The 21,299-nt window shown below is 70.6% G+C and carries 18 protein-coding genes; 10 read left to right on the top strand and 8 right to left on the bottom strand.

Translation table 11 applies throughout. The features are described from left to right. Positions 1-202: 202 nt before the first annotated feature. On the bottom strand, positions 203-604 hold the full coding sequence (locus tag ACTRO_RS12325; protein WP_034263282.1) for a hypothetical protein: 402 nt from the start codon (positions 602-604) through the stop codon (positions 203-205). A gap of 151 nt (positions 605-755) precedes the next feature. Here ACTRO_RS12325 and ACTRO_RS12330 point away from each other — a divergent pair, with 151 nt between their 5' ends. The 3 genes from ACTRO_RS12330 (at position 756) to ACTRO_RS12340 (ending at position 6,632) form a co-directional block, all read left to right on the top strand. Further along, entirely contained in the window at positions 756-2,525 is a 1,770-nt protein-coding gene (locus ACTRO_RS12330) for a galactose oxidase early set domain-containing protein (RefSeq protein ID WP_051450720.1), read from the top strand. An 82-nt stretch (positions 2,526-2,607) separates the two neighbouring features. Further along, the gene (locus ACTRO_RS43215; RefSeq protein ID WP_051450721.1) at positions 2,608-4,983 is read left to right on the top strand and encodes a Dyp-type peroxidase; all 2,376 of its coding nucleotides are present in this window, start codon (positions 2,608-2,610) and stop codon (positions 4,981-4,983) included. 152 nt (positions 4,984-5,135) lie between these two features. After that, positions 5,136-6,632 carry a glycoside hydrolase family 28 protein gene (locus ACTRO_RS12340; protein WP_051450722.1) on the top strand — a complete coding sequence of 499 codons (1,497 nt, stop codon included), beginning with the start codon at positions 5,136-5,138 and terminating at the stop codon, positions 6,630-6,632. Here the strand turns inward: ACTRO_RS12340 and ACTRO_RS12345 are convergent. Further along, the gene (locus ACTRO_RS12345) at positions 6,617-7,342 is read right to left on the bottom strand and encodes an RNA polymerase sigma factor (protein WP_051450723.1); all 726 of its coding nucleotides are present in this window, start codon (positions 7,340-7,342) and stop codon (positions 6,617-6,619) included. The genes ACTRO_RS12340 and ACTRO_RS12345 overlap by 16 nt on opposite strands. An 18-nt stretch (positions 7,343-7,360) precedes the next feature. After that, positions 7,361-8,923, bottom strand: a complete 1,563-nt coding sequence (locus ACTRO_RS12350) for an alpha-L-arabinofuranosidase B (protein WP_034263283.1) — start codon at positions 8,921-8,923, stop codon at positions 7,361-7,363. A 298-nt stretch (positions 8,924-9,221) separates the two neighbouring features. Between ACTRO_RS12350 and ACTRO_RS12355 the strand changes: the two genes are divergently transcribed. Continuing rightward, positions 9,222-10,097 carry a fructosamine kinase family protein gene (locus tag ACTRO_RS12355; protein ID WP_034263284.1) on the top strand — a complete coding sequence of 292 codons (876 nt, stop codon included), beginning with the start codon at positions 9,222-9,224 and terminating at the stop codon, positions 10,095-10,097. Between the two features lie 25 nt (positions 10,098-10,122). On the opposite strand, the gene ACTRO_RS12360 is transcribed toward ACTRO_RS12355, so the two are convergent. Next, a complete protein-coding gene (locus ACTRO_RS12360; protein WP_211244210.1) occupies positions 10,123-10,710 on the bottom strand; it encodes a DUF3885 domain-containing protein in 588 nt (195 codons plus the stop codon). A 243-nt stretch (positions 10,711-10,953) separates the two neighbouring features. Here ACTRO_RS12360 and ACTRO_RS12365 point away from each other — a divergent pair, with 243 nt between their 5' ends. Beyond that, positions 10,954-13,260 carry a glycosyltransferase family 2 protein gene (locus ACTRO_RS12365; RefSeq protein WP_051450724.1) on the top strand — a complete coding sequence of 769 codons (2,307 nt, stop codon included), beginning with the start codon at positions 10,954-10,956 and terminating at the stop codon, positions 13,258-13,260. Between the two features lie 77 nt (positions 13,261-13,337). Here ACTRO_RS12365 and ACTRO_RS12370 read toward each other — a convergent pair whose 3' ends face one another. The 3 genes from ACTRO_RS12370 to ACTRO_RS12380 form a co-directional block, all read right to left on the bottom strand. Further along, complete coding sequence (locus tag ACTRO_RS12370; protein ID WP_169739882.1) at positions 13,338-13,793, bottom strand: GtrA family protein; 456 nt, start codon at positions 13,791-13,793, stop codon at positions 13,338-13,340. 61 nt (positions 13,794-13,854) lie between these two features. After that, positions 13,855-15,471: a sensor histidine kinase gene (locus ACTRO_RS12375; RefSeq protein WP_051450725.1), complete on the bottom strand. Its 1,617-nt coding sequence runs from the start codon at positions 15,469-15,471 to the stop codon at positions 13,855-13,857. Continuing rightward, complete coding sequence (locus ACTRO_RS12380; RefSeq protein WP_034263287.1) at positions 15,468-16,169, bottom strand: response regulator transcription factor; 702 nt, start codon at positions 16,167-16,169, stop codon at positions 15,468-15,470. The genes ACTRO_RS12375 and ACTRO_RS12380 overlap by 4 nt, the downstream gene beginning before the upstream one ends. Positions 16,170-16,386: 217 nt before the next feature. On the opposite strand from ACTRO_RS12380, the gene ACTRO_RS12385 reads away from it, so the two are divergent. Further along, positions 16,387-17,550 (top strand): NAD-dependent epimerase/dehydratase family protein, encoded by a 1,164-nt coding sequence (locus tag ACTRO_RS12385; protein WP_034263288.1) that lies wholly within the window; start codon positions 16,387-16,389, stop codon positions 17,548-17,550. A gap of 100 nt (positions 17,551-17,650) precedes the next feature. Here ACTRO_RS12385 and ACTRO_RS12390 read toward each other — a convergent pair whose 3' ends face one another. Further along, positions 17,651-18,052: a hypothetical protein gene (locus tag ACTRO_RS12390; protein WP_051450726.1), complete on the bottom strand. Its 402-nt coding sequence runs from the start codon at positions 18,050-18,052 to the stop codon at positions 17,651-17,653. Positions 18,053-18,147: 95 nt separating this feature from the next. On the opposite strand from ACTRO_RS12390, the gene ACTRO_RS12395 reads away from it, so the two are divergent. From ACTRO_RS12395 to ACTRO_RS12410, 4 genes are all read left to right on the top strand, one after another. Continuing rightward, complete coding sequence (locus ACTRO_RS12395) at positions 18,148-19,020, top strand: phosphatase PAP2 family protein (protein WP_051450727.1); 873 nt, start codon at positions 18,148-18,150, stop codon at positions 19,018-19,020. A gap of 3 nt (positions 19,021-19,023) precedes the next feature. Then, entirely contained in the window at positions 19,024-19,680 is a 657-nt protein-coding gene (locus tag ACTRO_RS12400; protein ID WP_034263289.1) for a maltokinase N-terminal cap-like domain-containing protein, read from the top strand. Between the two features lie 138 nt (positions 19,681-19,818). After that, positions 19,819-20,259: a VOC family protein gene (locus tag ACTRO_RS12405; protein WP_034263290.1), complete on the top strand. Its 441-nt coding sequence runs from the start codon at positions 19,819-19,821 to the stop codon at positions 20,257-20,259. A 205-nt stretch (positions 20,260-20,464) separates the two neighbouring features. Then, positions 20,465-21,220: a dienelactone hydrolase family protein gene (locus ACTRO_RS12410; protein ID WP_051450728.1), complete on the top strand. Its 756-nt coding sequence runs from the start codon at positions 20,465-20,467 to the stop codon at positions 21,218-21,220. Positions 21,221-21,299 lie beyond the last annotated feature (79 nt).

Here is a 21,299-nt window from a genome sequence, read left to right on the forward strand (position 1 = left end):
GTGAGGCCGTGCATGTCGCGCAGGTTGCGTCGATAGTGGATTCTTTTCACCGATTCATGGATGAAACCACTCACTATCTGCCGATCCACACGACCGAGGGATGGCGGGGAGTGGCGCATGGCGGCGGCCGCCGGCGGCGAGGCGGCGGGCCTCGCCGTCGGCGGCTGCGGTGACCAGCCGTTATCCGGTGCCGGACGGCCGGTCAGGCCCCGGGCGAGACCTCGCCCTCGGTGCAGACGATCTGCACGGTGAGGTCGGCGGCGACGCGGGCGTGCCCGTCGGTGGGCTTGACTGATTTCCGGACCGCGACGATCCAGCCGGTGGCGTCCGCGTCCGGGCGGCTGGAGATCAGGTCGCTCGACTTCGCGTCCAGGGTGCGGCCGGCCGGGGCGGAGACGGTGAAGCCGCCGCCGAGCACGTTCTCCTCCGGCGGGCACATCAGCGTGTGGTCCGCGCCGTCCGCGCCCTGACGGATCGTCGGCCCGGTGATCGAGCGCGGGTTGAAGTCCGCGTGCAGGGCGGCGGCCTGCGCGGGCGCGGCGACGGCGGCCGCGAACAGGGCCGCGACGGCGGCGAGGGTGAGGCGGGCGGCGCGGGGGGCCATGGAGGTTCCTTACCTAGTCGGACCGGTTGCGGCGTCATTGGATCACGATCATGGGCGAAATCAGACCTCCGCCACGCGTGTCTGCATCACATTCGTCACTTCAGCTGCTTCCATAACAACCGCCACATACAACCCTAGGAGTGTTCCAGCCATGCCACGCAGACTGCCCGCGGCATTCGTGCGCGCCACCCTCGTGCTGACCACGACGGCGACCCTCTCCGCGGCCTTCACCGGCCCCGGCCACGCCGCCGACCAGCCCGACGGGAAACTCACCCCGCAAGTGCGCGCCGTGGGCGACTACCCGGACCCGATCCGCGCCGTGCGCCTGAAATCCCTGACGGATTCGCAGGCCTCGCTCAACGCCCAGTTCACCGACCTGGCCAAGTACGGCCGGTTCACCGACTACTTCTCCTCCCCCGACTTCGGCGACCACGTCGCGCTGCTGCCCACCGGCAAGGTGCTGCTCTTCTCGTTCGAGCGCATCACCGACAACCCGCAGCAGGAACCCGCCCCGACCCAGACCATCGGCAAGGAGAACGCCGGCCGCGCCTACCTGTGGGACCCGAGCCTGGGCACCGGGCTCAACGCGTTCAAGGCGGTGCCGCCGCCGGTGGTCGACCTGCCGGACGGCCTGAACGAGCCGCGCCCGGCGCCGATCTTCTGCGCCGGCCACGCCTACCTGCCCAACGGCATGGTGGCCGTGTTCGGCGGCAACTTCGGCGGCAACAACGGATCCGGGGCCAAGTTCGTCCTCGTCTTCGACCCCTGGCACGAGAAGTGGCTGAGCCAGCAGGACATGTCGGTCGGCCGCTGGTACCCGAGCGTGGTGGAGACCGCCCAGGGCCGCGAGGTGGTCATGTCCGGGCAGAGCGAGCTCGGCTGGGGCACCCCCACCCCGGTGATCGAGCAGTTCCCGGTGAACTCGGCCGAGGTGCCCTACGGCAAGGACTACACCGAGGGCAACCCGAACGAGGCGTGGACCAAGTCGGACGCGCCGTTCCGGATGGACTACCCGCACCTGTTCTCGCTCAACGACGGCAAGATCTACGCCTTCGGCCGGGACGCCGACCAGCAGTTCGTGTTCGACCCGAAGACGCAGGCGCGTACCTCGCTGCCGAACCGGCCGGACGGCGGGATGCGCGAGTACGGCTCGGCGGTGGCCATGCCGAACGGGACCAAGGGCCCGAACTCGGTGATGATCCTGGGCGGGAACAAGGACGACCCGAGCACCTACCTGTTCTCCGGCGGCCGGTGGACCAAGGGCACCTCGCGCGCGTTCGGCCGCACCATGGACGACACGCTGATCCTGCCCGACAGCACCCTGATCACGCTCAACGGCTCGTACGGGATCCGCAACTACGGCTTCGGCGACTACAACCCGAACTCGATCCTGAAGTACCGGCAGGTCGAGATGCGCGACGCGAGCGGCAAGTGGACGCTCGGCCCGGCCGAGCGGCTGCCGCGCGGCTACCACTCCAACGCGGTGCTGCTGCCGGACGGCCGGATCATGGTGACCGGGGACGAGCTGCAGGAGCTGGCGAACAACCCGGACATCAAGAACCGCGCCGTCAACGGCACCATCGAGATCTACGAGCCGTCCTACCTGTTCAAGGGCCCGCGTCCCGAGCTGACCAAGGTCCCGGACACCCCCATCGGCTACGGCCACTACTTCCCGGTGAGCACGACCAGCACCGGGATCACCAAGGCGGTCCTGGTCGCGCCGATCACCTCCACCCACTCGGTGGACACCAGCCAGCGCATCCTGGAACTGCCGATCACCAACACCGGTCGCAACCAGCTTCTGCTGAAGTCGCCGGAGACCGCCGAGGACGCGCCTCCCGGCTACTACATGCTCTTCCTGCTCGACGCGAAGGGCGTGCCCAGCATCGCGAAGTGGGTCCAGCTCGACCCGCAGGCCTGATCCAGGCCTTTTCCGCCCACCTTCCGGGGGCGGCCGTCCTCCGGCGGCCGCCCCCGGTTCCTTTTCCCCTTCGGAGAAACCGTTGACCAGCACCAGCATCAGCACCACCACCGGCACGCCCGGCGCCGGCGCCGTCGAGGCCGCGCCGCTCCCGCTGCGGGAGAGCGCCGAGATCCAGGGCGACATCCTGGCCGGGTTCAAGAAGGACCATGTCAGCCTGCTGTTCCTGCACTTCGAGGATCCGGCGCGGGCCGGATCCTGGCTCGCCGAGCTCGCACCCCGGATCGCCACGACCCGGCAGGTCGCGGCCTTCAACGAGAAGTTCAGCCAGGCCCGCCGGACCTCGGGCGGCGACGATCCCGAGGCCCTCAACGCCACCTGGCTCGGCGTCAGCCTCACCTACCCCGGCCTGCGGCTGTTCTCGGGCGAAGCGGATCCGATCGCGACCGTGCCGGCGGGCACGACGCTGGAGGCGTTCGTCCACGGCGCCGCGGCGCGGGCCCGGGAACTCGGCGACATCGAGGACAGCGCGACGGACCGCTGGCTGTTCGGGCACGGAGACGGCCGCGAGATCCACGCCGTGGTCACCATCGCCTCCGACACCGCGGGCGGCCTGCAGAGCGCGATCGACGACCAGCGCGAGGCGGCCACCCGCGCCGCCGCGCTGCTGGTGTTCCAGCAGAACGCTGCGACGCTGGTCGGCGAGCGGCGGGGCAAGGAGCACTTCGGCTTCAAGGACGGGGTGAGCGAACCGGGCGTGCGCGGGTTCGACGAGGAGGACCCGCAGCGCCCGGGCTACGTCAAGAAGCACCCCGGCACGCGGCTGATCCCGCCCGGCGAGTTCGTCATCGGCCGCCCCCGCGTCGAGGTGGCGGGCGACCGCCGCGGCTACCCGGCCGAGGCGGTGCCGCCGTGGATGAACGACGGCTCGTTCCAGGTGGTCCGCCGGCTCGCGCAGGACGTTCCCGGCTGGTGGGCGCAGGTCGCCGACCAGCTCCAGGTGCTCAAGCAGGCCAAGGGCGTCGCGCCGGAGGGCGCGACGGTCGAGTGGCTCGCCGCGCGGATGGTTGGCCGGTGGCGCTCTGGCGCGCCCGTGCACAAGTTCCCGGCCCACGACCCGATCAACGACCGCGCCGCCGCCGGGGACAACGACCTCAGCTTCAAGGACGATCCGGACGGCCTGAAGACCCCGCTGTTCTCGCACCTGCGCCAGACCGCTCCGCGCGACGGCCTCGTCGACGGCGGACCGGTCCCGGAGGAGTTCATGGACGCGCGCCGCATCATCCGGCGCGGCGCGCCCTACGGGCAGCCCTTCGACCCGGCCCGAGGAGCGGCCGGCGGCCCGGATGCCGCGCGCGGCCTGCTGTTCGTGTGCTACCAGGCGGATCTGGTGGAGCAGTTCGAGTTCATCCAGAAGGACTGGGTCAACACCGGCGACTTCCCGCGCGGCCGGGAGAACCCGCCCGGGCCGGACGCGATGATCAGCGGCCGGCTGCCCGGATCCGGCGAGGCCCAGGCACCGATCAACGACGGCTGCATCCACTTCGAGAGCGTCGACGCCGAGGGTACGGAGCGTCGGTGCACGCCGCTCACGCTCCGACGCTTCGTGCGGACCGAGGGCGCCGTGTACGCGTTCGCGCCGTCTATCAGTACCCTCAAGGCCCTGGCCGAGGGACGGCTGGACGGGCACATGCCGACGACGGCGCGGGTGGACGAGATCGTCGCCGTGCCGGATCTGCAGCGGGTCGGCGGAGTGAGCCGGTATTGGCTGTTCCAGCAGGGCAAACAGCGCACCATCGTCGTACCGGACGGCGACGACGGCACCGACCTGGTACTGCGGCCCACCGACGACATCGCGAGCTGGCCGGCGCTCGTCGACGTCCGGCGCGTCGACGCGGTGCTGCCCGTTCCGGACATACAGCGCGTGGGCGGCAAGAGCTGGTACTGGGTCTTCCACTCCATCGGCAGCGCCCAGATGTACCGCATCATCTCGATCGCGGACGGCGAGAGGCATACCAGCAAGCTCGAAGTGGCCGACCGGCCGCTCAGCGCGTGGCGCTCGCTGCAGGGCGTCGCCCGGATCGACGCGATCCTGCCGGTGCCGGACCGGCAGCGCGTGGGCGGAGAGAGCCGCTACTGGATCTTCCACACGCCGGCTGCCGCGGCCGGGCACGGCGCGCAGAAGTGCCGGATGATCTCCATCGCCGACGGCCACGAGCACCTCGACTCCGGCGCGGGCGGTGACAGTGAGCTGAGTCGGTGGACGTCGCTGGCCGGCGTGGAGAAGGTCGACGCGTTCCTCCCGGTGCCGACGATGCAGCGGGCCGCGGGCAAGAGCCACTTCTGGGTCCTGCACCCCCAGGGCGTGCGGACCGTCTCCATCGCAGACGGCGAACAGCACCGGGACACGCTGGTCGGCGCGGACCGCGCGCTCGGGCAGTGGGTGAACCTGGGCTGAGTGAAACTTTCGAAGCCCTCCCGGTCGGCGGCCCGCGGATCCGGGCGCCCGGCCCGCCGACCCGTTATCGCGCGGGTCGGCGGGCCGTCTACGAGCCGATGGGGCCGGCAGGTCCCGTCCCTTCTGTCCCACCACTCAGAACGGACGTCAAGATGCTTCGATCCACGACAGGCGGGGTCGGCGGCGGCGCCCGCCGCGCGGTCGCCGGCGCGACGGCGCTGCTCGCGCTCCCGGCCGGCCTGATCCTCGGCGCGGCCCAGCATGCCGCGGCCGCCACGCCCGCCGCCGTCACCACCGCGACCGGCGACAGCCGCTCGGTCAGCCAGCCCACGGTGCCGAGCACCATCTGCGCGACCATCTCCTCCGGCCTGCAGATGGCCAGCCGCAAGTCCGGCACCACCCAGGAGGCCACGCCGCCGGACACCTCGCGCATCCAGTCGGCGCTCAACTCCTGCTCCCAGAGCGGTTCCACGCCGGTCGCGGTCAAGCTCGTCGCGAGCGACTCCACCCACGCCGCCTTCCTCAGCGGCCCGCTCACCATCCCGGCCGGCGTGGTCCTGCTGCTCGACAGCAACGTCACCCTCTACGCCTCGCTGAACCCGGCCAACTACCAGGTCAGCGGGTCCTCGGCCACCTGCGGCACGGTCTCGGCCAACTCCGGCGGCTGCCACCCGTTCATCACGGTCAGCGGCGCGAACGCCGGGATCGAGGCGGTCCGCGCGTCCAGCGGGACCCAGGGCCGGATCGACGGCCGCGGCGACCTCGACCTCTACAACTCCAGCACGAGCTGGTTCGGCCTCGCCGCCACGGCCAAGTCGGAGAGCCTGACCCAGAACAACCCGCGGCTGATCCAGGCGGAGAAGGCCAACAACTTCACCCTCTTCGACATCGACCTGCTCAACGCGGCCAACTTCCACGTGGTCTACGAGAACGGCACCGGATTCACCGCGTGGGGCGTGCGGATCAAGACCCCGGCCACCGCGGGCAACACCGACGGGATCGACCCGGCCGGCGCCACCAATGTCACGATCGCGAACAGCTACATCATGGACGGCGACGACGGCGTGGCGGTGAAGGCCGGCTCCGCCTCGAAGAACATCACCATCGAGAACGACCACTTTTACGGCACCCACGGCATCTCCATCGGCAGCGAGACCAACGGCGGGCTGACCAACATGCTGGTGGAGAACAACACCATCACCGGCGTGGACGCCAACGGCGCGGTCGGCGGCAGCCCGATCGGCCTGCGGATCAAGAGCGACTCCGCGGCCGGCGGCGCGGTCTCCACCGTCAGCTACCTGAACAACTGCGTCACCCAGGTCAAGCAGCCGCTCGTGTTCGACACCCGCTACAACAGCTCCACCGGCTCGCTGATCCCGGTGTACACGAACATCCTCGTCAACGGCCTGAAGTCGACCTCTTCGATGTCCGGCAGCGGCAACGTCATCAACGGGTACGACTCGTCGCACCTGATCGGCCTGACGCTGGAGAACGTGTCGCTGGACAAGACCACCACGACCGCCGCCTACGCCAGCGTCGGCCTGTACAACTCCAACCTCACCCCGAGCGGCACCGGCGTGACCACGAGCTCGGTCTCCGGCAGCGGCAGCGTGCCGAGCTGCTCGTTCCCGGCTTACCCGGCACTGTAGGCCGACTTCCCCGCCGCGCTGCACGTCGGGCAGGTGCGTACGTGCTCTGACAGCCGTCGGAAGGCCCGCGCATCGCCTCGGCCGTTCCAGTCCGGAGCGGCCGAGGCGAGGCGCGGGCAACGCGGGGTGGCCCGCCACGCGCGCACCACGGTGAGGGCGAGCATCAGCTTCGCCTTGACCCGTGCGACCCGCACCGCCGCGTGCTGCGGTGTGACCGACAGCGCCGCGGCGGTCTGCGCCCGGGTCAACCGGCCGTAGAGCTCCTGCCACCACAGCGAGAGCACCTGCCGTTCGTCGGCGCTGAGCCAGCGCGCGGCGGCGAGCAGGTCCTCCCGCTGGGCGAACCGGCTGAGCCGGTCGGCGGCCTCGTCGGCGAAGTCGCCGACCGGGGGCGCGGCCTCCTCGGCCGCCTCGAGCGGCAGGAACCGGGGCCAGGCGGTGCCGACCGCCCGGCCCCGGTCCTGGATCTGGCGGTTGGCGATCGCCATCACCCAGGAGCGGAAGCGATCCGGGTCCCGCAGTTCCGGCAGGCGCAGCACGACGCGCAGCATCGTCTCCTGCACCACGTCGTCGACGTCCGCGTGCCCCTGCAGGGCCCGCCCGACGACGTTGTACACCAGGGGCAGGTACTCGCCGAGCAGCCGCGTCAGCGCTGCTTCGTCTCCGGCGCGTGCCGCCTCCACGAGCGTCGACCGGACCGCCGTGATCACTTCGCCATCAGCCCTTTGTCAGCTCCACGGGCTTGCGGCGAGGAACGAGGTGTCCTGCGTCCACGACGACGTGCTGTCCCAGGCGTTGGATCCGCCGTCACCGGCCACATAGGCGGTGTAGTTGTAGTGCCGGATGTACTTGGTCGGATAGTTCACCGACTGGAACGAGTACCCGGTGCCACTGTTGCCCGGCTGGACACAGAATGTCGCGTCTTGCGCGAATTGCGAGGTGCCGTCGCTGGGTTCGAGGTAGAGCTCGAAGTTGTAATGGCGTAGGTACTGTCCTGACTCGTTGGCGGACTGGAACGAGATACAGGAACTGTTGGAAAGTCCGGGTTCGACGATCCAGGTGGAGTCCGCCTTCGCGGTCGAGGAGCTGCTCGAGGTGACGGCGGCGATGACCACCTTCGTGTCGGCGGAGTCGTGCTGGATGTAGTCACCGGTGCAGCAGGGGGTCGTCGCCTGGATCGACACCCGGGCGCCGGGCGTGAACGGCGAAGAGCTGGTGCTGCCGCCGGCGCCGTACCCGGCCGCAACGATGTTGGCCTGCACGGCGGATTCCGTGGACGACGAGGCGTAGCCGGTGGTCATGACGCCTTCATAGAAGGTGCCGGCCGATCCCTTCGAGTTGTCGCCGCCGATGCCGAGGATGATCGCACCCTGCTTCTTCATCGGGTTGTAGCCCGAGACGTTCGGCCGGGCGCCGCTGTAGTCGGTGGCCAGGCCCCCGGACTGGGCGTTGCCGCCGAGGATGGCCCACTTGTTGGCGCCGCCCTCGATCATCGCGGTGGTGTAGCGGTAGCTGGTCGTCGGGTCGTTCGCGTTGTAGCCCGCGTTCACGCCGGAGTACAGGCCGTTCTCCATGTCGGCCATGATCCACGGGCCGTTCCCGGTGCCGTAACCCCACACCTTGATATTGCCGAAGTAGATCGCTTCCATGGTGCCGTTGCCGTCGTCGTCGTTGTTCTTCTCGGCGTTGCCGTAGTCGAAGCAGCAGCCGCCGTTGTAGTGCGTGCCGTCGAGCACCGCGTACTCGGACTCCGCGTTGTCGCCGGTCGCGATCCCGCTGGTGGAGTCGTCACGGTAGCCGTCACCGGCGGCGATGTAGACCCCGTAGGCCTTGTGGCCGTTCAGGGTCGTCGGCGCGGCCGTCGCGTTCGCCAGGCCGTCCGGGCCACCCGCTTCGCCGCCGGCCGGGGCGTCGGTCAAGTTGTTGCCGTGGCCGGACTGGTCGTAGATCTCTGTGATCACGCACGAGGTGCCGGAGCAGAACGAGTCCTGCGCCGCCGCGTTCGCGTACCCGCCGGCCGAGGTCACGCCGATGTTCAGCGTCGAGTTGTCCGAGGAGCGCCGCACCTGGTAGAGGTTGCCGTTGTACGCCGCGTACAGCGCGCGCGTCGTCGAATGTGCCGCCACGCAAGGCGTGCCACCGGACGCGTAGATGTCGCACGGACCCTGCGACGCCGCCTGGGACGGCGCAGCAGCCGCCACCGCCAGCCCCGCGGCGAGGGCGACCGCGCCTCCCGCCGCCCACAACCGCCTTCGCACCGCACGCGCCCTGACCGATCGCCGATCGCTCATCTGAACTCCATTGTTCGGGTCGAATCCCCGGCCCCCGCAGGCCCGGATCACTGCAAACAATTGGTTCAACCAATGTTAACGCTAACAAACGCGACGGGAAGTCACCCTCGTCTACGGGAACCGCTTGGGGATGTGTGGGTATTTGCGAAGCACAGCATTGCTCGGAACTGACAGGCCGTCAATATCGTGCCGCCAGGCGTTGTGAGCGCGCACAGTCCGCTGCGCAGGTCAGGCGCGATCCCGGGTCGTGAAAATTTCCGGCAGCACCCGGACGGCGGCGGGGATAGCCTTGATCCCCGTGTCCACACCCTCCTTCCTCCAGGATCGCCTGCGCGCCGCGGGCTTCGACGACGTCGCGAAGGTCGAGCTGGTCGAAGGCGGTCAGGCGGCGACCGCCGGCATCGCCCACCGGCCCGGCAAGGCCCCCGTGTTCGTCAAGTCGTTCACCGAGGTGCCGGCCGACGACGTGTTCGCGACCGAAGCCGAGGGCCTCGAAGCCCTGCGGGAACGCGGCGCGCTCAGCACGCCCGAAGTCGTGCTCGCGACGAGGGAAGTCCTCGTGCTCTCCCTGCTGCGGCCGCGTCCGGCCGACGAAGCCTTCTGGGAGCGGTTCGCCCGCGAACTCGCCCGGCTGCACACCTCCACCGTGCATGACGGGTTCGGCTGGGAGCGCGACAACTGGCTCGGCCGCTACCGCCAGCAGAACGCCTGGACCACAGACGGCTTCGAGTTCTTCGCCCGCCACCGTCTGCTGCGCTGGCTGCCCGAGCGCCGCGTCCAAGCCGCGCTCGACGCCGGGTATCGCAGAGCCCTGGAACGCCTGTGCGAGCGCCTGCCCGACCTGCTGCCGCCCCGCCCCGCCTGCCTGACCCACGGCGACCTGTGGGCGCACAACGTCCTCGCCACCGAGGACGGCCGCCCCGCCGTGATCGACCCCGCGGTCTCCTTCATGTGGGCCGAGGTCGACCTGGCCCACCTCTGGTGCTCCCCGCACCCGCCCGAAACGAAGCGCTTCTTCGACGCCTACGCCGAACTGACCGGCCTGGACCCCGACTGGCGCACCCGCATGCCGCTGATCCAGCTGCGCCAGCACCTCGCCGTCATCGCCCAGTTCGACTACGACTGGGGCGCCGCCGAACAGGTCCGCGCGATACTGGAGCCATTCCGGCACTGATACGCGTGGTTCCGGGACCGCGGCATCAGAACCCGAGCGGATGCTTCGAGAGCCAAGCGGCGTGCTCGTCGCGCAGCCGATCGCGTTGCGCGACGTCGCGTGCGTAGACGTCGGCGCCGCCGTCGTACGGGTGGTAGAGCCAGCCGAGTTCGCGATCGGCGAGGATCACCTCGACCAGCTCGTAGTCCGCCACTGCTCGGAGAAGGCCTTCGAACCGCTGGGGTTCGGCGGGCTCGAGGGAAGCGTGGAGTTGCCAGAAGGTGGCTTCCTCGTCAGACTCGCAGCGCACGGTGCGCCAGTGACGGCCCGACGGATGCAGCCGGTGCCGCAATGGATTGTCAGGGCCCAGGTCCGGCCCGTCCGTCCAGCGCGCGGAGATCACCCAGAACTCGTTCTGGGACGCGAGTTCACGCAGCACCGTGTAGTGCCGGTTGAGGATCTCGGCGTGCTCCTCCTCAGATTCCGCGTACCGCTTCGACTCGGGCAGGGAGTGGAAGCGCACCCAGTTCTCGTGCCGGTTCCGGCCCAACTCCGACCCCAGCGGCGTCTGACCGCCGCGGCTCCGTTCCCAGGCGGCGTCGAGCTCCGCGAGCTGCGCTTCCGTCGTCTTCACGGCCCGACCATACGCTATCGTTCGTCGACGGCGTCAGTATTTTGGTTCCGCGTCTCGCCGCCCTGAAGCCGCGCTGTGGGTTTCCCGAACGTTCGCTGTAAGCCCGCGCTCGGCGCTGCGCCGGGCGCGCTGCCGGGCACGTCGCGGCGCTGGCGCGTTCAGGGGCGTTGCAGACGGGACTCAAGGAGGGTTCAGCCCGGCGGTGTCGACTGGCCTCGAAATCCGCTTTCGAGAGGCTCGCTCGTGCCCGATCCGCTCACGACTTCCCTGGCGGCCCCCGCCGCGCCCTCCGCGCCGGCCGCCGCGGCCCCGACGTCTCCCGAGCGCGCCGCGCGGCTCCGGACGATCGGCGCGGCCCTGCGCACGCACTGGTTCTTCACCCTCGTGTTCGCCGTGGGCCTGACCGGTCGCGTCCTGACGATGGTCGCATACCGGCCCGCCCTGCTCTACATCGACTCCTTCGGCTACCTCGCCAACTCCGGGCCGCTCCGGCCGACCGGCGCCGAGCCGGTCGGGTATCCGCTGATGCTCAAGCTGCTGCTCGACGTGGGCGACTTCACCTTCGTCGCGGCGGTCCAGCACCTGCTGGGGCTCGCGATCGGAGTCTGCGTCTACGTGCTGATGGTGCGGCACCGCATGCCGAAGACCGTCGCCGCGCTGGCGAGCATGCCGGTGCTGCTCGACGCGTACGAGTGGGAGATCGAGCAGAACCTGCTGACCGACTGCCTGTTCCTGGTCATGATCACGGCCGCGCTGACGCTGCTGACCTGGCGGCACCGGCCCGGGCCGTGGCTCGCCGCGGGGGCGGGGCTGATCCTCGGCGCGGCCGTCGCGGTGCGCGCCGTCGGCGAGGCCGCGCTGGTGCCGGCGCTGCTGTTCGTCCTGCTGGGGACGGGACCGAGCTGGCGGCGCCGGCTCAAGGTGACGGCCGCGTTCGTCGTCGCGGGCGCCGTGCCGCTGGTCTCCTACTCCATCTACGCCGCCACCTACTCCGGGCCGGCGATCATCCGCGCGAGCAACAGCGTCATGCTCTACGGGCGCACCTCGACGATCGCCGACTGCGCGTCGTTGCCGGCCGATCTCAAGCCGCTGTGCCCGTCCGGGACGGTCAGCGACCGGCAGCGGCTCGGTCCGGACTTCTACTCGAGCTCGCACACGTCGCCGTACTTCACGGTCGCGGCCGCTACGGGCCAGCACGCGCCGGAGAACGCTGCCCAGTTCTCGCGCTATGTGATCGAGCATCAGCCACTCCGGTTCGCGGAGGCGGTCGGCCACGACTTCCTCGAGCTGTTCATCTCCCCGCACGGGGAGGTCAGCGGCGGCACGGCCGTGGCCCGCTGGCAGTTCCAGACCGCCTACCCCGAGTTCCCGCCGCTGCAGGCGGCACCCGAGATGGCGAAGTTCGGCCAGAGCGCCCCGGCGGTCAATACCGGCGTCGCCCAACTGCTGCGTGACTACCAGCTCGGCGGCGGCTATACGCCCAACGTGCTGTACGCCATCTTCCTGCTCGCCGGACTCGGCGGCGCGCTCGGGCTGACCCGCAGCGCGCGACGCAGCGGGCTGCGGGCCAAGTGCGCGCTGTGGACCAGCACCGGTGTGGTACTGCTGCTCGCGGCGGACGTGTTCGAGTTCTCCTGGCGCTACCAGCTGCCCGCGCTCGTCACCCTGCCTATCGGCGGCGCGTACGGCATCGCCGCGCTGCTCGGTTTCGGCCGGATGTGGCCGCCTATGCGCGCCTACCCCGAGCCCTCGGACGAGGCGGCCGTCGCGGACTTCCGCGAGCGCTACGGCGCCGACTTCGCGCTCGCCCCGATCGTGGTGCTGATCGCCGCCTACAACGAGGCGGACGCGATCGGTTCGGTGATCGACGACCTGCCGGACGAGTGCCTCGGCATGGCCGTCAAGCCGTTGATCGTGGTGGACGGCGCGACCGACGACACCGCCCGGATCTCCATCGAGCACGGCGCCCCCACCTGCGTGCTGCCGGTGAACCGGGGCCAGGGCGCGGCGCTGCGCGTCGGCTACCACCTGGCGCACGCCGCCGGCGCCCGCTACATCGTGACCAGCGACGGCGACGGCCAGTACGACGCCGGGGAGCTGCCGCGGCTGCTCGCCCCCCTGCTCGAGGACTCGGCGGACCTGGTGATCGGCTCCCGGGTGCTCGGCGGCCGGGAGAACCGGGACCTGGTCCGGCACGCCGGCGTGCGGTTCTTCGGCTTCTGCGTCACGAAGCTGACCGGCACGAAGGTCACCGACACCTCCTCCGGCTGGCGGGCCATGCGGGCGCAGGTGCCGGTGAACGTGCGGCTGACCCAGTCGCAGTATCAGACCTCGGAGTTCCTGATCGGCGCCCTGGCCAAGGGATACCGGGTCGCGGACGTGCCGATGTCGATGCGCCTGCGCAGCCACGGCTCCACGAAGAAGGGCAACAACCTCGTCTTCGGCACCCGCTACGCCCGGGTCGTCCTGGGCACCTGGTTGCGCGAGTGGGTGTGGGGCCGCACCCGCCGCCGCGTCCTCGGCCGCGGGCGTTCCGAAGTGCGGATCTAGCAAGAAGGCAAGCAAGCCGAACGCGCTTCAAGCGGCCCTGACCCCGTGTTCCACCGCGGGTCAGGGCCGCGAGCGCGTCAGGCTTCCTCGGGCGTCCGTCCGAACACCCAGCGGTCGAAGATGATGTACTTCACCACGAAGACCACGCCGTACACCGCGAGGTACACGCCGCCGAGCAGCACGGCGCGGTCGCCGCGGCCGGTGATGTGGCCGCTCACGACGGAGTCGACGCCCGAGGTGGCCAGGATCGCGAGCGTCGCGGTCACGGCGGTCACCCCCCAGTACCAGGCGGCCTCGGTCAGCGGCTTGTCGCTCTTGCCACGGTCCCGCCAGGCCCAGCGCTGGTTGAGCACGTAGTTCGGAATCGCGCCGGCGACCCAGCCGACCACGGTCGCGGCCTGGGCGTCGGCGTCGAAAAGCCCGTAGGCGGCGATGAGCGCCACCTCACTGCAGACGGTCGCGACGACGGAACCGGCGGCGTAGCGCAGCAACCTCCCATAACGCTGCGCAAACGGTGCGACGATCTCGGTCACGGCCACTCTCCTTCTTCCCACTGATCGCCTCAAAGGCTAGTGGATCCGGCTGAAAGCTCCGTCAAGATCGCGGGGGTTCGGCCGCGGCCGCGGCCGGCAGCCGCAGCGTGAAGCACGCTCCGTGACCGGCCTCGCTGCGCACCGAAGCGGTGCCGCCGTGGGCGTGCGCGATCGCGGCGACGATGGCGAGGCCGAGGCCGCTGCCCTGGTAGGCGCTGGTGCGGGCACGGGAGCGGTCCGAGCGGTAGAAGCGTTCGAAGACGCGGGCGGCGTCCTCGGCGCTCAGGCCGGGGCCGGCGTCGGCCACCTCGAGCACGCAGTGGCCGCTCTCGTCGGCCGGGCGCACCCGCATCGTGATCGGAGTGCCGGCGGGGGTGTGGCAGACCGCGTTGGTGAGCAGGTTGTCCAGGGCCTGGCGCAGGCGGTTCTCGTCGCCGATGACGATCGGCTCACCGGCCGACTCCGCGCCCTCGTCCCGCTCGCGGTACGCGCGTTCCGGCCCGAGTTCCAGCTCGATGCTGCGGTCGCTCGCCCGGGCCCGCGCGGCGATGATCGAGTCGGCGGCCAGCGCGACCAGGTGCACCCGGTCGCGGGCCAGCGGACGCTGCTGGTCGAGCCGGGCCAGCAGCAGCAGATCCTCCACCAGCAGCCCCATCCGGGTCGCCTCGTTCTCGACCCGGCCCAGCATGTCCGGCACCTGCCCGGCCTCGACCGCGCCCTGGCGGTAGAGCTCGGTGATGCCGCGGATCGACGCGAGCGGGGTGCGCAGCTCGTGGCCGGCGTCGGCGATGAACTGGCGCATCCGCGCCTCCGAACGCTGCGCCTCGGCCTCGGAGCGCGCCTGCGCGCCGAACGCGGACTCGATCCGGCCGAGCATGCCGTTGAGCGAGGCGGAGAGCCGGCCGATCTCGGTCTTCGGGTGGCCGTGCGGGACCCGGCGGGCCAGGTCCCCGGCCGAGATCGCGACCGCGGCCGACTCGATCCGGCGCAACGGCTGGAGCGTGCGGTACACCAGCAGGTAGCCCAGCACGAGCAGCGCGAGGGCGACCGCGGCGTCCACGCCGAGATCGAGGTCCACCAGGTGGCCCACCGCCGCGTCGATCTCGTCCAGCGGCGTGGCCACCAGCACGTAGCCGCCCACAGCCTCGCCGTCGGGCGTCGGCGTCACCACGTGGTGGACCGCGTCGGTGTCGGCGGGCTGAGGGGTGTACTCGGGCACCGCGGAGACGTCGCGGTAGCGCTCCCGGACGACCGCTATCTGCCAGGTGACCTTGCCCGCGCCGACCTGGCTGGTCAGCGTCATCGGCTGGCCGTCGGCCGCCGCGGCGGCCAGCATCGCGGCGGTCGGCTCGGCCGACGCGGCGGTGGTCTGGCGCACTGTGGCGTCGCAGGAGGAGAGCAGCGTGGTGCCGTGTACCTCGCTGATCAGCTCGACGGCGTTGTCGTTGGGCACATTGCCACAGTTCAAGGACTGATAGGTGGGTTTGTTCCAATGCGCGCTGGAGATCGAGTGCGCCTCGGTCATCAGCTGGTGTCCGCTCTGCTCCAGCAGGTAGTCGCGGAACAGCTGCACCCCGACGAGGCCGGTGACGCTCAATCCGATCGCGGCCAGGCTGAGCGTGCCGAGCACCAGCCGGGCCCACAGCGGCACCCGGGAGGCCGGTGCCCGGATGTTCACTCGCCCGCCCTCGGCTCCCGCACCACGTAGCCGACGCCGCGGACGGTGTGCAGCAGCCGCGGCCCGTCGCCCTCGATCTTCTGGCGCAGGAACGAGATGTAGGACTCGACGATGCCCTGCTGCCCGGCGAAGTCGTAGTTCCACACGTGGTCGAGGATCTGCGCCTTCGACTGCACCCGGCCGGCGTTGGCCATCAGGTAGTTGAGCAGTTTGAACTCGGTCGGGGACAGCTCGATCCAGCGCCCGCCGCGGCGCACCTCGTGCGCCTCCTCGACGAGTTCGAGGTCGGCGACGGTGTAGCGGCCGGGCGCTGCCTGCCCCTGCGAGCGGCGCAGCAGGTTGCGGATCCGGGCGACGACCTCCTCCAGGCTGAAGGGCTTGGTCACGTAGTCGTCGCCCAGCGCGAGCCCGGTGACCTTGTCGCCGACCGCGTCGCGCGCGGTCAGGAAGAGCACCGGCACGTGGTGCGAGGCCCGCAGCCGGGCCGCGACCTCGAAGCCGTCGAGATCCGGCAGCATCACGTCCAGGATCACCAGATCCGGCTGGTGCGCGGCCGCGGCGGCGAGCGACTCGCGCCCGTCCGCGGCCGCGCTCACGGCGAAGCCGGAGAATCTGAGGCTGGCGGAGAGCAGTTCGCGGATGTTCGGCTCGTCGTCGACGACCAGCAGGTGGGCGAGCGGCTCCCGGGTGGTGTCCATGGCAAGACATCCTGGCCGCCGATCCTGAAAGTTGTCCACCAAGCCGCTGCAGGCATCCTGAAAATCCCGCCCGCTCCACCTCGGCCACGTCCTTGATCTGCAGGAATCTTCGAGACACCGGCCAGGACCGGATCAGCAAGCTCGGCTTGACTTCCCTCCGCCGCCGTCATCCGACCGGATCCGACCGGCGGTTCGCGATGCCGAAAAGGTGGTTTACATGCGGATCCTGGTTCTTGGCGCCGACGGTTACCTCGGCTGGCCGACGGCGCTGCACTTGTCCGCGGCCGGGCACGAGATCGGCGTCCTGGACAACCTCGCCCGCCGCGGCTACGACCGGGAGCTCGGCGTGGAGAGCCTGGTGCCGATCGAGTCCTTCGAGGACCGGATCAGCGCCTGGCGCGAGATCTCCGGGCTCAACCTCGAATCCTACGTCGGCGACCTGACCGACGCGGCGTTCACCACCGGCGCGGTGCGCGACTTCCGCCCCGACGCGATCGTGCACTTCGCCGAGCAGCGCGCCGCGCCGTACTCGATGATCGACCAGGCGCACGCGGTGTACACGCAGACCAACAACGTGGTCGGCACGCTGAACCTGCTGTACGCGATCGCCGAGGTCGACCCGGACATCCACCTGGTGAAGCTCGGCACGATGGGCGAGTACGGCACGCCCAACATCGACATCGAGGAGGGCTGGCTGGAGATCACGCACAACGGCCGGACCGACCGGATGCTCTACCCGAAGAAGCCGGGCTCGTTCTACCACCTGTCCAAGGTGCACGACAGCAACAACATCGAGTTCGCCTGCCGCGTCTGGGGTCTGCGCGCCACCGACCTGAACCAGGGCATCGTCTACGGCCAGTCCACCGACCAGACCGCCCAGGACGCCCGGCTGGCCACGCGATTCGACTACGACGCGGTGTTCGGCACGGTGCTCAACCGCTTCGTGATCCAGGCCGTGCTCGGCCGGCCGCTGACCGTGTACGGCGACGGCAGCCAGACCCGCGGCATGATCGAGATCCGCGACACGGTCGAGTGCATCCGGCTGGCCTGCGAGAACCCGGCCGCGGTGGGCGAGTTCCGGGTCTTCAACCAGATGACCGAGTCGTTCCGGATCGAGGAGATGGCCAAGACGGTGGCCGAGGTCTACCCCGGCGACGTCGAGGTCGAGCACCTGGAGAACCCGCGGGTGGAGCAGGAGGAGCACTACTACAACGTGGTCCACTCCGGCCTGCCCGACCTGGGCCTCAAGCCGCACCTGCTGTCCAACACCCTGATCGAGTCGCTGTTCCCGATCGTCGCCCAGTACACCGGCCGGGTCGACCTCGCCGCCCTGCTCCCGAACGTGCGGTGGCGCGGAGCTCTGAAGCCGCAAGGCGAGTAGAGGCGTCGGCGAAGACAGCGGCGGATAGGCCGGTTGCTCACGCACCGGCCTATCCGCCATTCCGACCGCTACGCGATGCCGTACTCCGCCAGCCAGAAGGTCAGGTCGCTCCGGGAGGATCGAAGACGTCGACGCCCAGGCGCGGGATGCTCAGGCGGGTCTTGGCGAGCATCGCGGCCGGGAGCGTGGCGAGCAGGTCGTACTCGGCTTCGGACAGGTAGGTGTTGGTGATCAACCCCTGCACATGGCCGGGCTCTCCGGCCAGCACCTTCTGGGTGAACTTCAGCTCGCACACGCCGGATTCCAGGTCACAGGCGGTTTCCAGGTCACAGACGGGGCGCAGGCGCAGCCGCGTGCCGAGGAGGTAGCGGTCGGTGATCCGCCGCTGCCGGGTGATGCCCTCGTCGGGTGCGACGGCCAGCAGGAAGCGACGCTCACGCTCGATCTGCGCGTACTTCCCGGCGCTGGTCAGGCTCGGTTCCGGCCGGCTCGGCACGGTCACCCCGGCTCCGACCCGGCGCCCGACGCAACACCTCGCGCCGTCCCGACGTCCTTGAATGTGTAGCCTCGCGTTTCTCCACAGATCCAGGACACACATTGACCAGCACCACGCGCAAGTCCCTGGCCATCGCGGCCGCGAGCGTCCTGCTCGTTGCGGCCGTCTACTTCATCGCGGTGCGCACCGGGACGGGACAGCGTTTCGAGGACGCGGTCTGGCGCGGCGCCGGACACACCGCCATGCAGCGACCGGCCCAGGCGACCCGCGCGCTCAACCTGATCGGGACCTGGACCTCGGTCGCGGCCGTGGCCGTCGTCCTGCTGATCGGCCTGCTGCGGCGGCAGATCGCGCCCGCGATCGCCGGAGTGGCGGTGATCGGGGCCAGCGTCGGCACGACCGAGTTCCTCAAGCGCACCGTGGTGCGGCCGGACCTGGACCCGAACGGGTACGTCGCGGGCAACAGCTTCCCGAGCGGGCACACCACGATCGCGATGGCGGTGATGTTCGCGCTGATCCTGGTCGCGCCGTTCCGGTTGCGCGGCCTGATAGCCCTGTGCGCGGCCGCGGCGGCGACGGAGATCGGTGCGCTGACCATCATCGCGCGCTGGCACCGCCCGAGCGACACCCTCGGCGCCGACCTGATCGTGCTGTGCTACGCGAGCCTGGCCGTGCTCGGCCTGGCCGCGTTCCGGCACGTCCGGCCGAGGGCGCCGCGGACCCTCGCCAGCCGGGCGGCCCGCAGCGTGCTCACCCACGGCCCGATCGCCGCCGGCACGGCCGTCACCGTGTGCGGCGCCGTGCTCTGCGGCGCCCTGACCTACTACCACCGTGTCCACTACTCCCCCGGTTACGAGATCTCGCACTACGCGCTGTACGCGGGCTGCCTGATCGCGCTCGCCGGCAGCGGCCTGGTCACGCTCGCACTGCTGTGGCTGCTGGCCGGGGTGGAACTCACCTCTGACAGGATGTGAATCATGGCCGTCATCCACAACACCACCATCAAGCCGACCAAAACCGAACTGCTCACCCCCTGGCTGCCGACCCGGGCGTGGTACCTCGGCGGCGCGGACCAGCCGGAACTGGTCAAGGCCGGCGGTTTCCGGCTGGACGATCCCGAGGGCGAGGTCGGGATCGAGTTCATCGTGGTCACCGACCGTGCGACCGCCTCGGCCGCGAGCTACCTGGTGCCGCTCTCCTACCGAGGCGCCCCGCTCGAGGGCGCCGAGCACGCGCTGGTCGGCACGATGGAGCACGGAGTGCTGGGGACGCGCTGGATCTACGACGGCGCGCACGACCCGGTGGTGGTCGCGCAACTGCTGGCGCTGATCGAGGGCCAGGTCGTGGCCCAGTCCCAGAGCGTCAGCCACGCGCTCGACCAGGACGTGACATCCGCCTACGTCGAAGGCACCGAGACGGACTTCGACTTCACCGGCGCCGCCGCCATCGACGACCAGGACGGGACCGAGCTGACGGCCGAGTCCGGCGCGACGCTGCGCCTGCACCGGGTTCTGCGCCCCCTGCCGACCGACGCGCCGGCGCTTCGCTCGGGCGCGGCCGGCCAGGTCACCGGCGTCTGGGAGGCGGCCGACGGCACCCGCACCCGCGGCCTGATCGCCGAACTGCGCGAATAGTACGTTTCGCCCCGTTTTCCAGGGCATCCGCCGGTCTGAACGGTCCCGGGCGGCGGGGACGCCGCGGACGGCCCGGTTTCGCGATAATGGCGCCCTTCCGCCGCTTCCGCGGCGGCCGTCTCGAGGAAGGCGCGGCACGTGGTCCGCTTCCAGCTGGTGATCGACTGTTGCGACCCGGACCGGCTCGCCCGTTTCTGGGCCGAAGCGCTGCATTACGCGTTCGAGCCCGCCCCGGACGGCTTCGAAAGCTGGGACGCCTACTACCGCGACCTCGGAGTGGACGAGGAAGACCTCGGTATCGGCGAGGACAGCATCGTGGATGCGCGCGGCGAGGGCCCGCGGATCTGGTTCCAGCGCGTACCCGAGACCAAGACGATCAAGAACCGGCTGCACCTCGACATCAAGGTCGGCGGCGGCCGCTCGGTCCCGATCGAGACCCGCAAGGCTCGGGTCGACGCCGAGGCCCAGCGGCTGGTGGAGCTCGGCGCGACCTTGCTCGGCAGCCCTTCGGAGCCCGGCCTCGATCACTACGGCGTGGCCATGGCCGACCCCGAGGGCAACGAGTTCGACGTCGCCTAGCCGGCGGGCGATCGGTCGCGACACCTGCCGTACTTCGGCACCGCGCCCGCCCTGTACGATGACCCGAGACCGTGACCCGAACCAGGGAGGTGAGACCCCGTGAGCAACTTCGTCGCTCCATCGTGGGTGCTCCCCGGTTCCGTCACGGGGTGTGCGGCCTGAGAAGCCGCCGGGAGCACCGCCCTTCCTTGTGAGAGGTACTCCCATGAACGACCTGAACCCGGCTGACCTGCGCCTGGTCTCGCACTCCGCCTCCGACGGCGTCACCACGAGCGAATTCGTGCTCGGCGACGTGACCGCCGCCCTCTGGGAACCCGAGCACGCCGAGCCCGGCACACCGCTCGTCGCGCTCGGCCACGGCGGCGGCCGGTTCCGCCACCACCCCTCGATGACCGGCCGCGCCCGGCTGCTGACCGACGCCGGCTTCCGGGCCGTCGCGCTCGACGTCGACGGCCACGGCCCGCGTCCGCGCGGGCCGGAGGACGAAAAGGTGGTCGCCGCGCTGCACGCGGCGCGGCGGGCGGGCGAGCCGATCGGCCCGATCGTCGAGCCCTACAACGCCGATCTCGCCCGCCGCACCGTGCCCGAGTGGCGCGCGCTGCTCGCCGGCCTGCTCGCCCGGCCCGAGATCGGCGACGCGCCGGTCGGCTTCTGGGGCATCACCCTCGGCACCGCGGTCGGCGTGCCGCTCGTCGCCGAGGAGCCGCTGATCCGGGCCGCGGTCTTCGGCCTGTTCTGGCCCTCGACGCTGCTCGACGCGGCGCGGCGGATCACCGTCCCGATCGAGTTCGCTTTGCAGTGGGACGACGAGCACATCCCGCGCGAAGGCGGCCTCGCCCTGTTCGACGCCTTCGCCTCGACGGAGAAGTCGTTGCACGTGAACGCGGGCAAGCACATGGACATGCCGCGCTTCGAGGCGGCGGGCGCGGTCCGGTTCTTCGAACGGCACCTGTGCGGCTGACCCGCACCAGCGGCGTCCGGGCGGTCGGGGCCGTGTGCCCCGGCCGCCCGGACGCGGCGTCCGCGTAGGACCGAACGGG

The organism is Actinospica robiniae DSM 44927, assembly GCF_000504285.1.
GTDB lineage: Bacteria > Actinomycetota > Actinomycetes > Streptomycetales > Catenulisporaceae > Actinospica > Actinospica robiniae.

Bases quoted from the DNA above. Each gene is read 5' to 3' on its own strand.
- ACTRO_RS12325 (WP_034263282.1), bottom strand. From the start codon at position 604: ATGGCCCCCCGCGCCGCCCGCCTCACCCTCGCCGCCGTCGCGGCCCTG.
- ACTRO_RS12330 (WP_051450720.1), top strand. From the start codon at position 756: ATGCCACGCAGACTGCCCGCGGCATTCGTGCGCGCCACCCTCGTGCTG.
- ACTRO_RS12340 (WP_051450722.1), top strand. From the start codon at position 5,136: ATGCTTCGATCCACGACAGGCGGGGTCGGCGGCGGCGCCCGCCGCGCG.
- ACTRO_RS12350 (WP_034263283.1), bottom strand. From the start codon at position 8,923: ATGAGCGATCGGCGATCGGTCAGGGCGCGTGCGGTGCGAAGGCGGTTG.
- ACTRO_RS12380 (WP_034263287.1), bottom strand. From the start codon at position 16,169: ATGGACACCACCCGGGAGCCGCTCGCCCACCTGCTGGTCGTCGACGAC.
- ACTRO_RS12385 (WP_034263288.1), top strand. From the start codon at position 16,387: ATGCGGATCCTGGTTCTTGGCGCCGACGGTTACCTCGGCTGGCCGACG.
- ACTRO_RS12400 (WP_034263289.1), top strand. From the start codon at position 19,024: ATGGCCGTCATCCACAACACCACCATCAAGCCGACCAAAACCGAACTG.
- ACTRO_RS12410 (WP_051450728.1), top strand. From the start codon at position 20,465: ATGAACGACCTGAACCCGGCTGACCTGCGCCTGGTCTCGCACTCCGCC.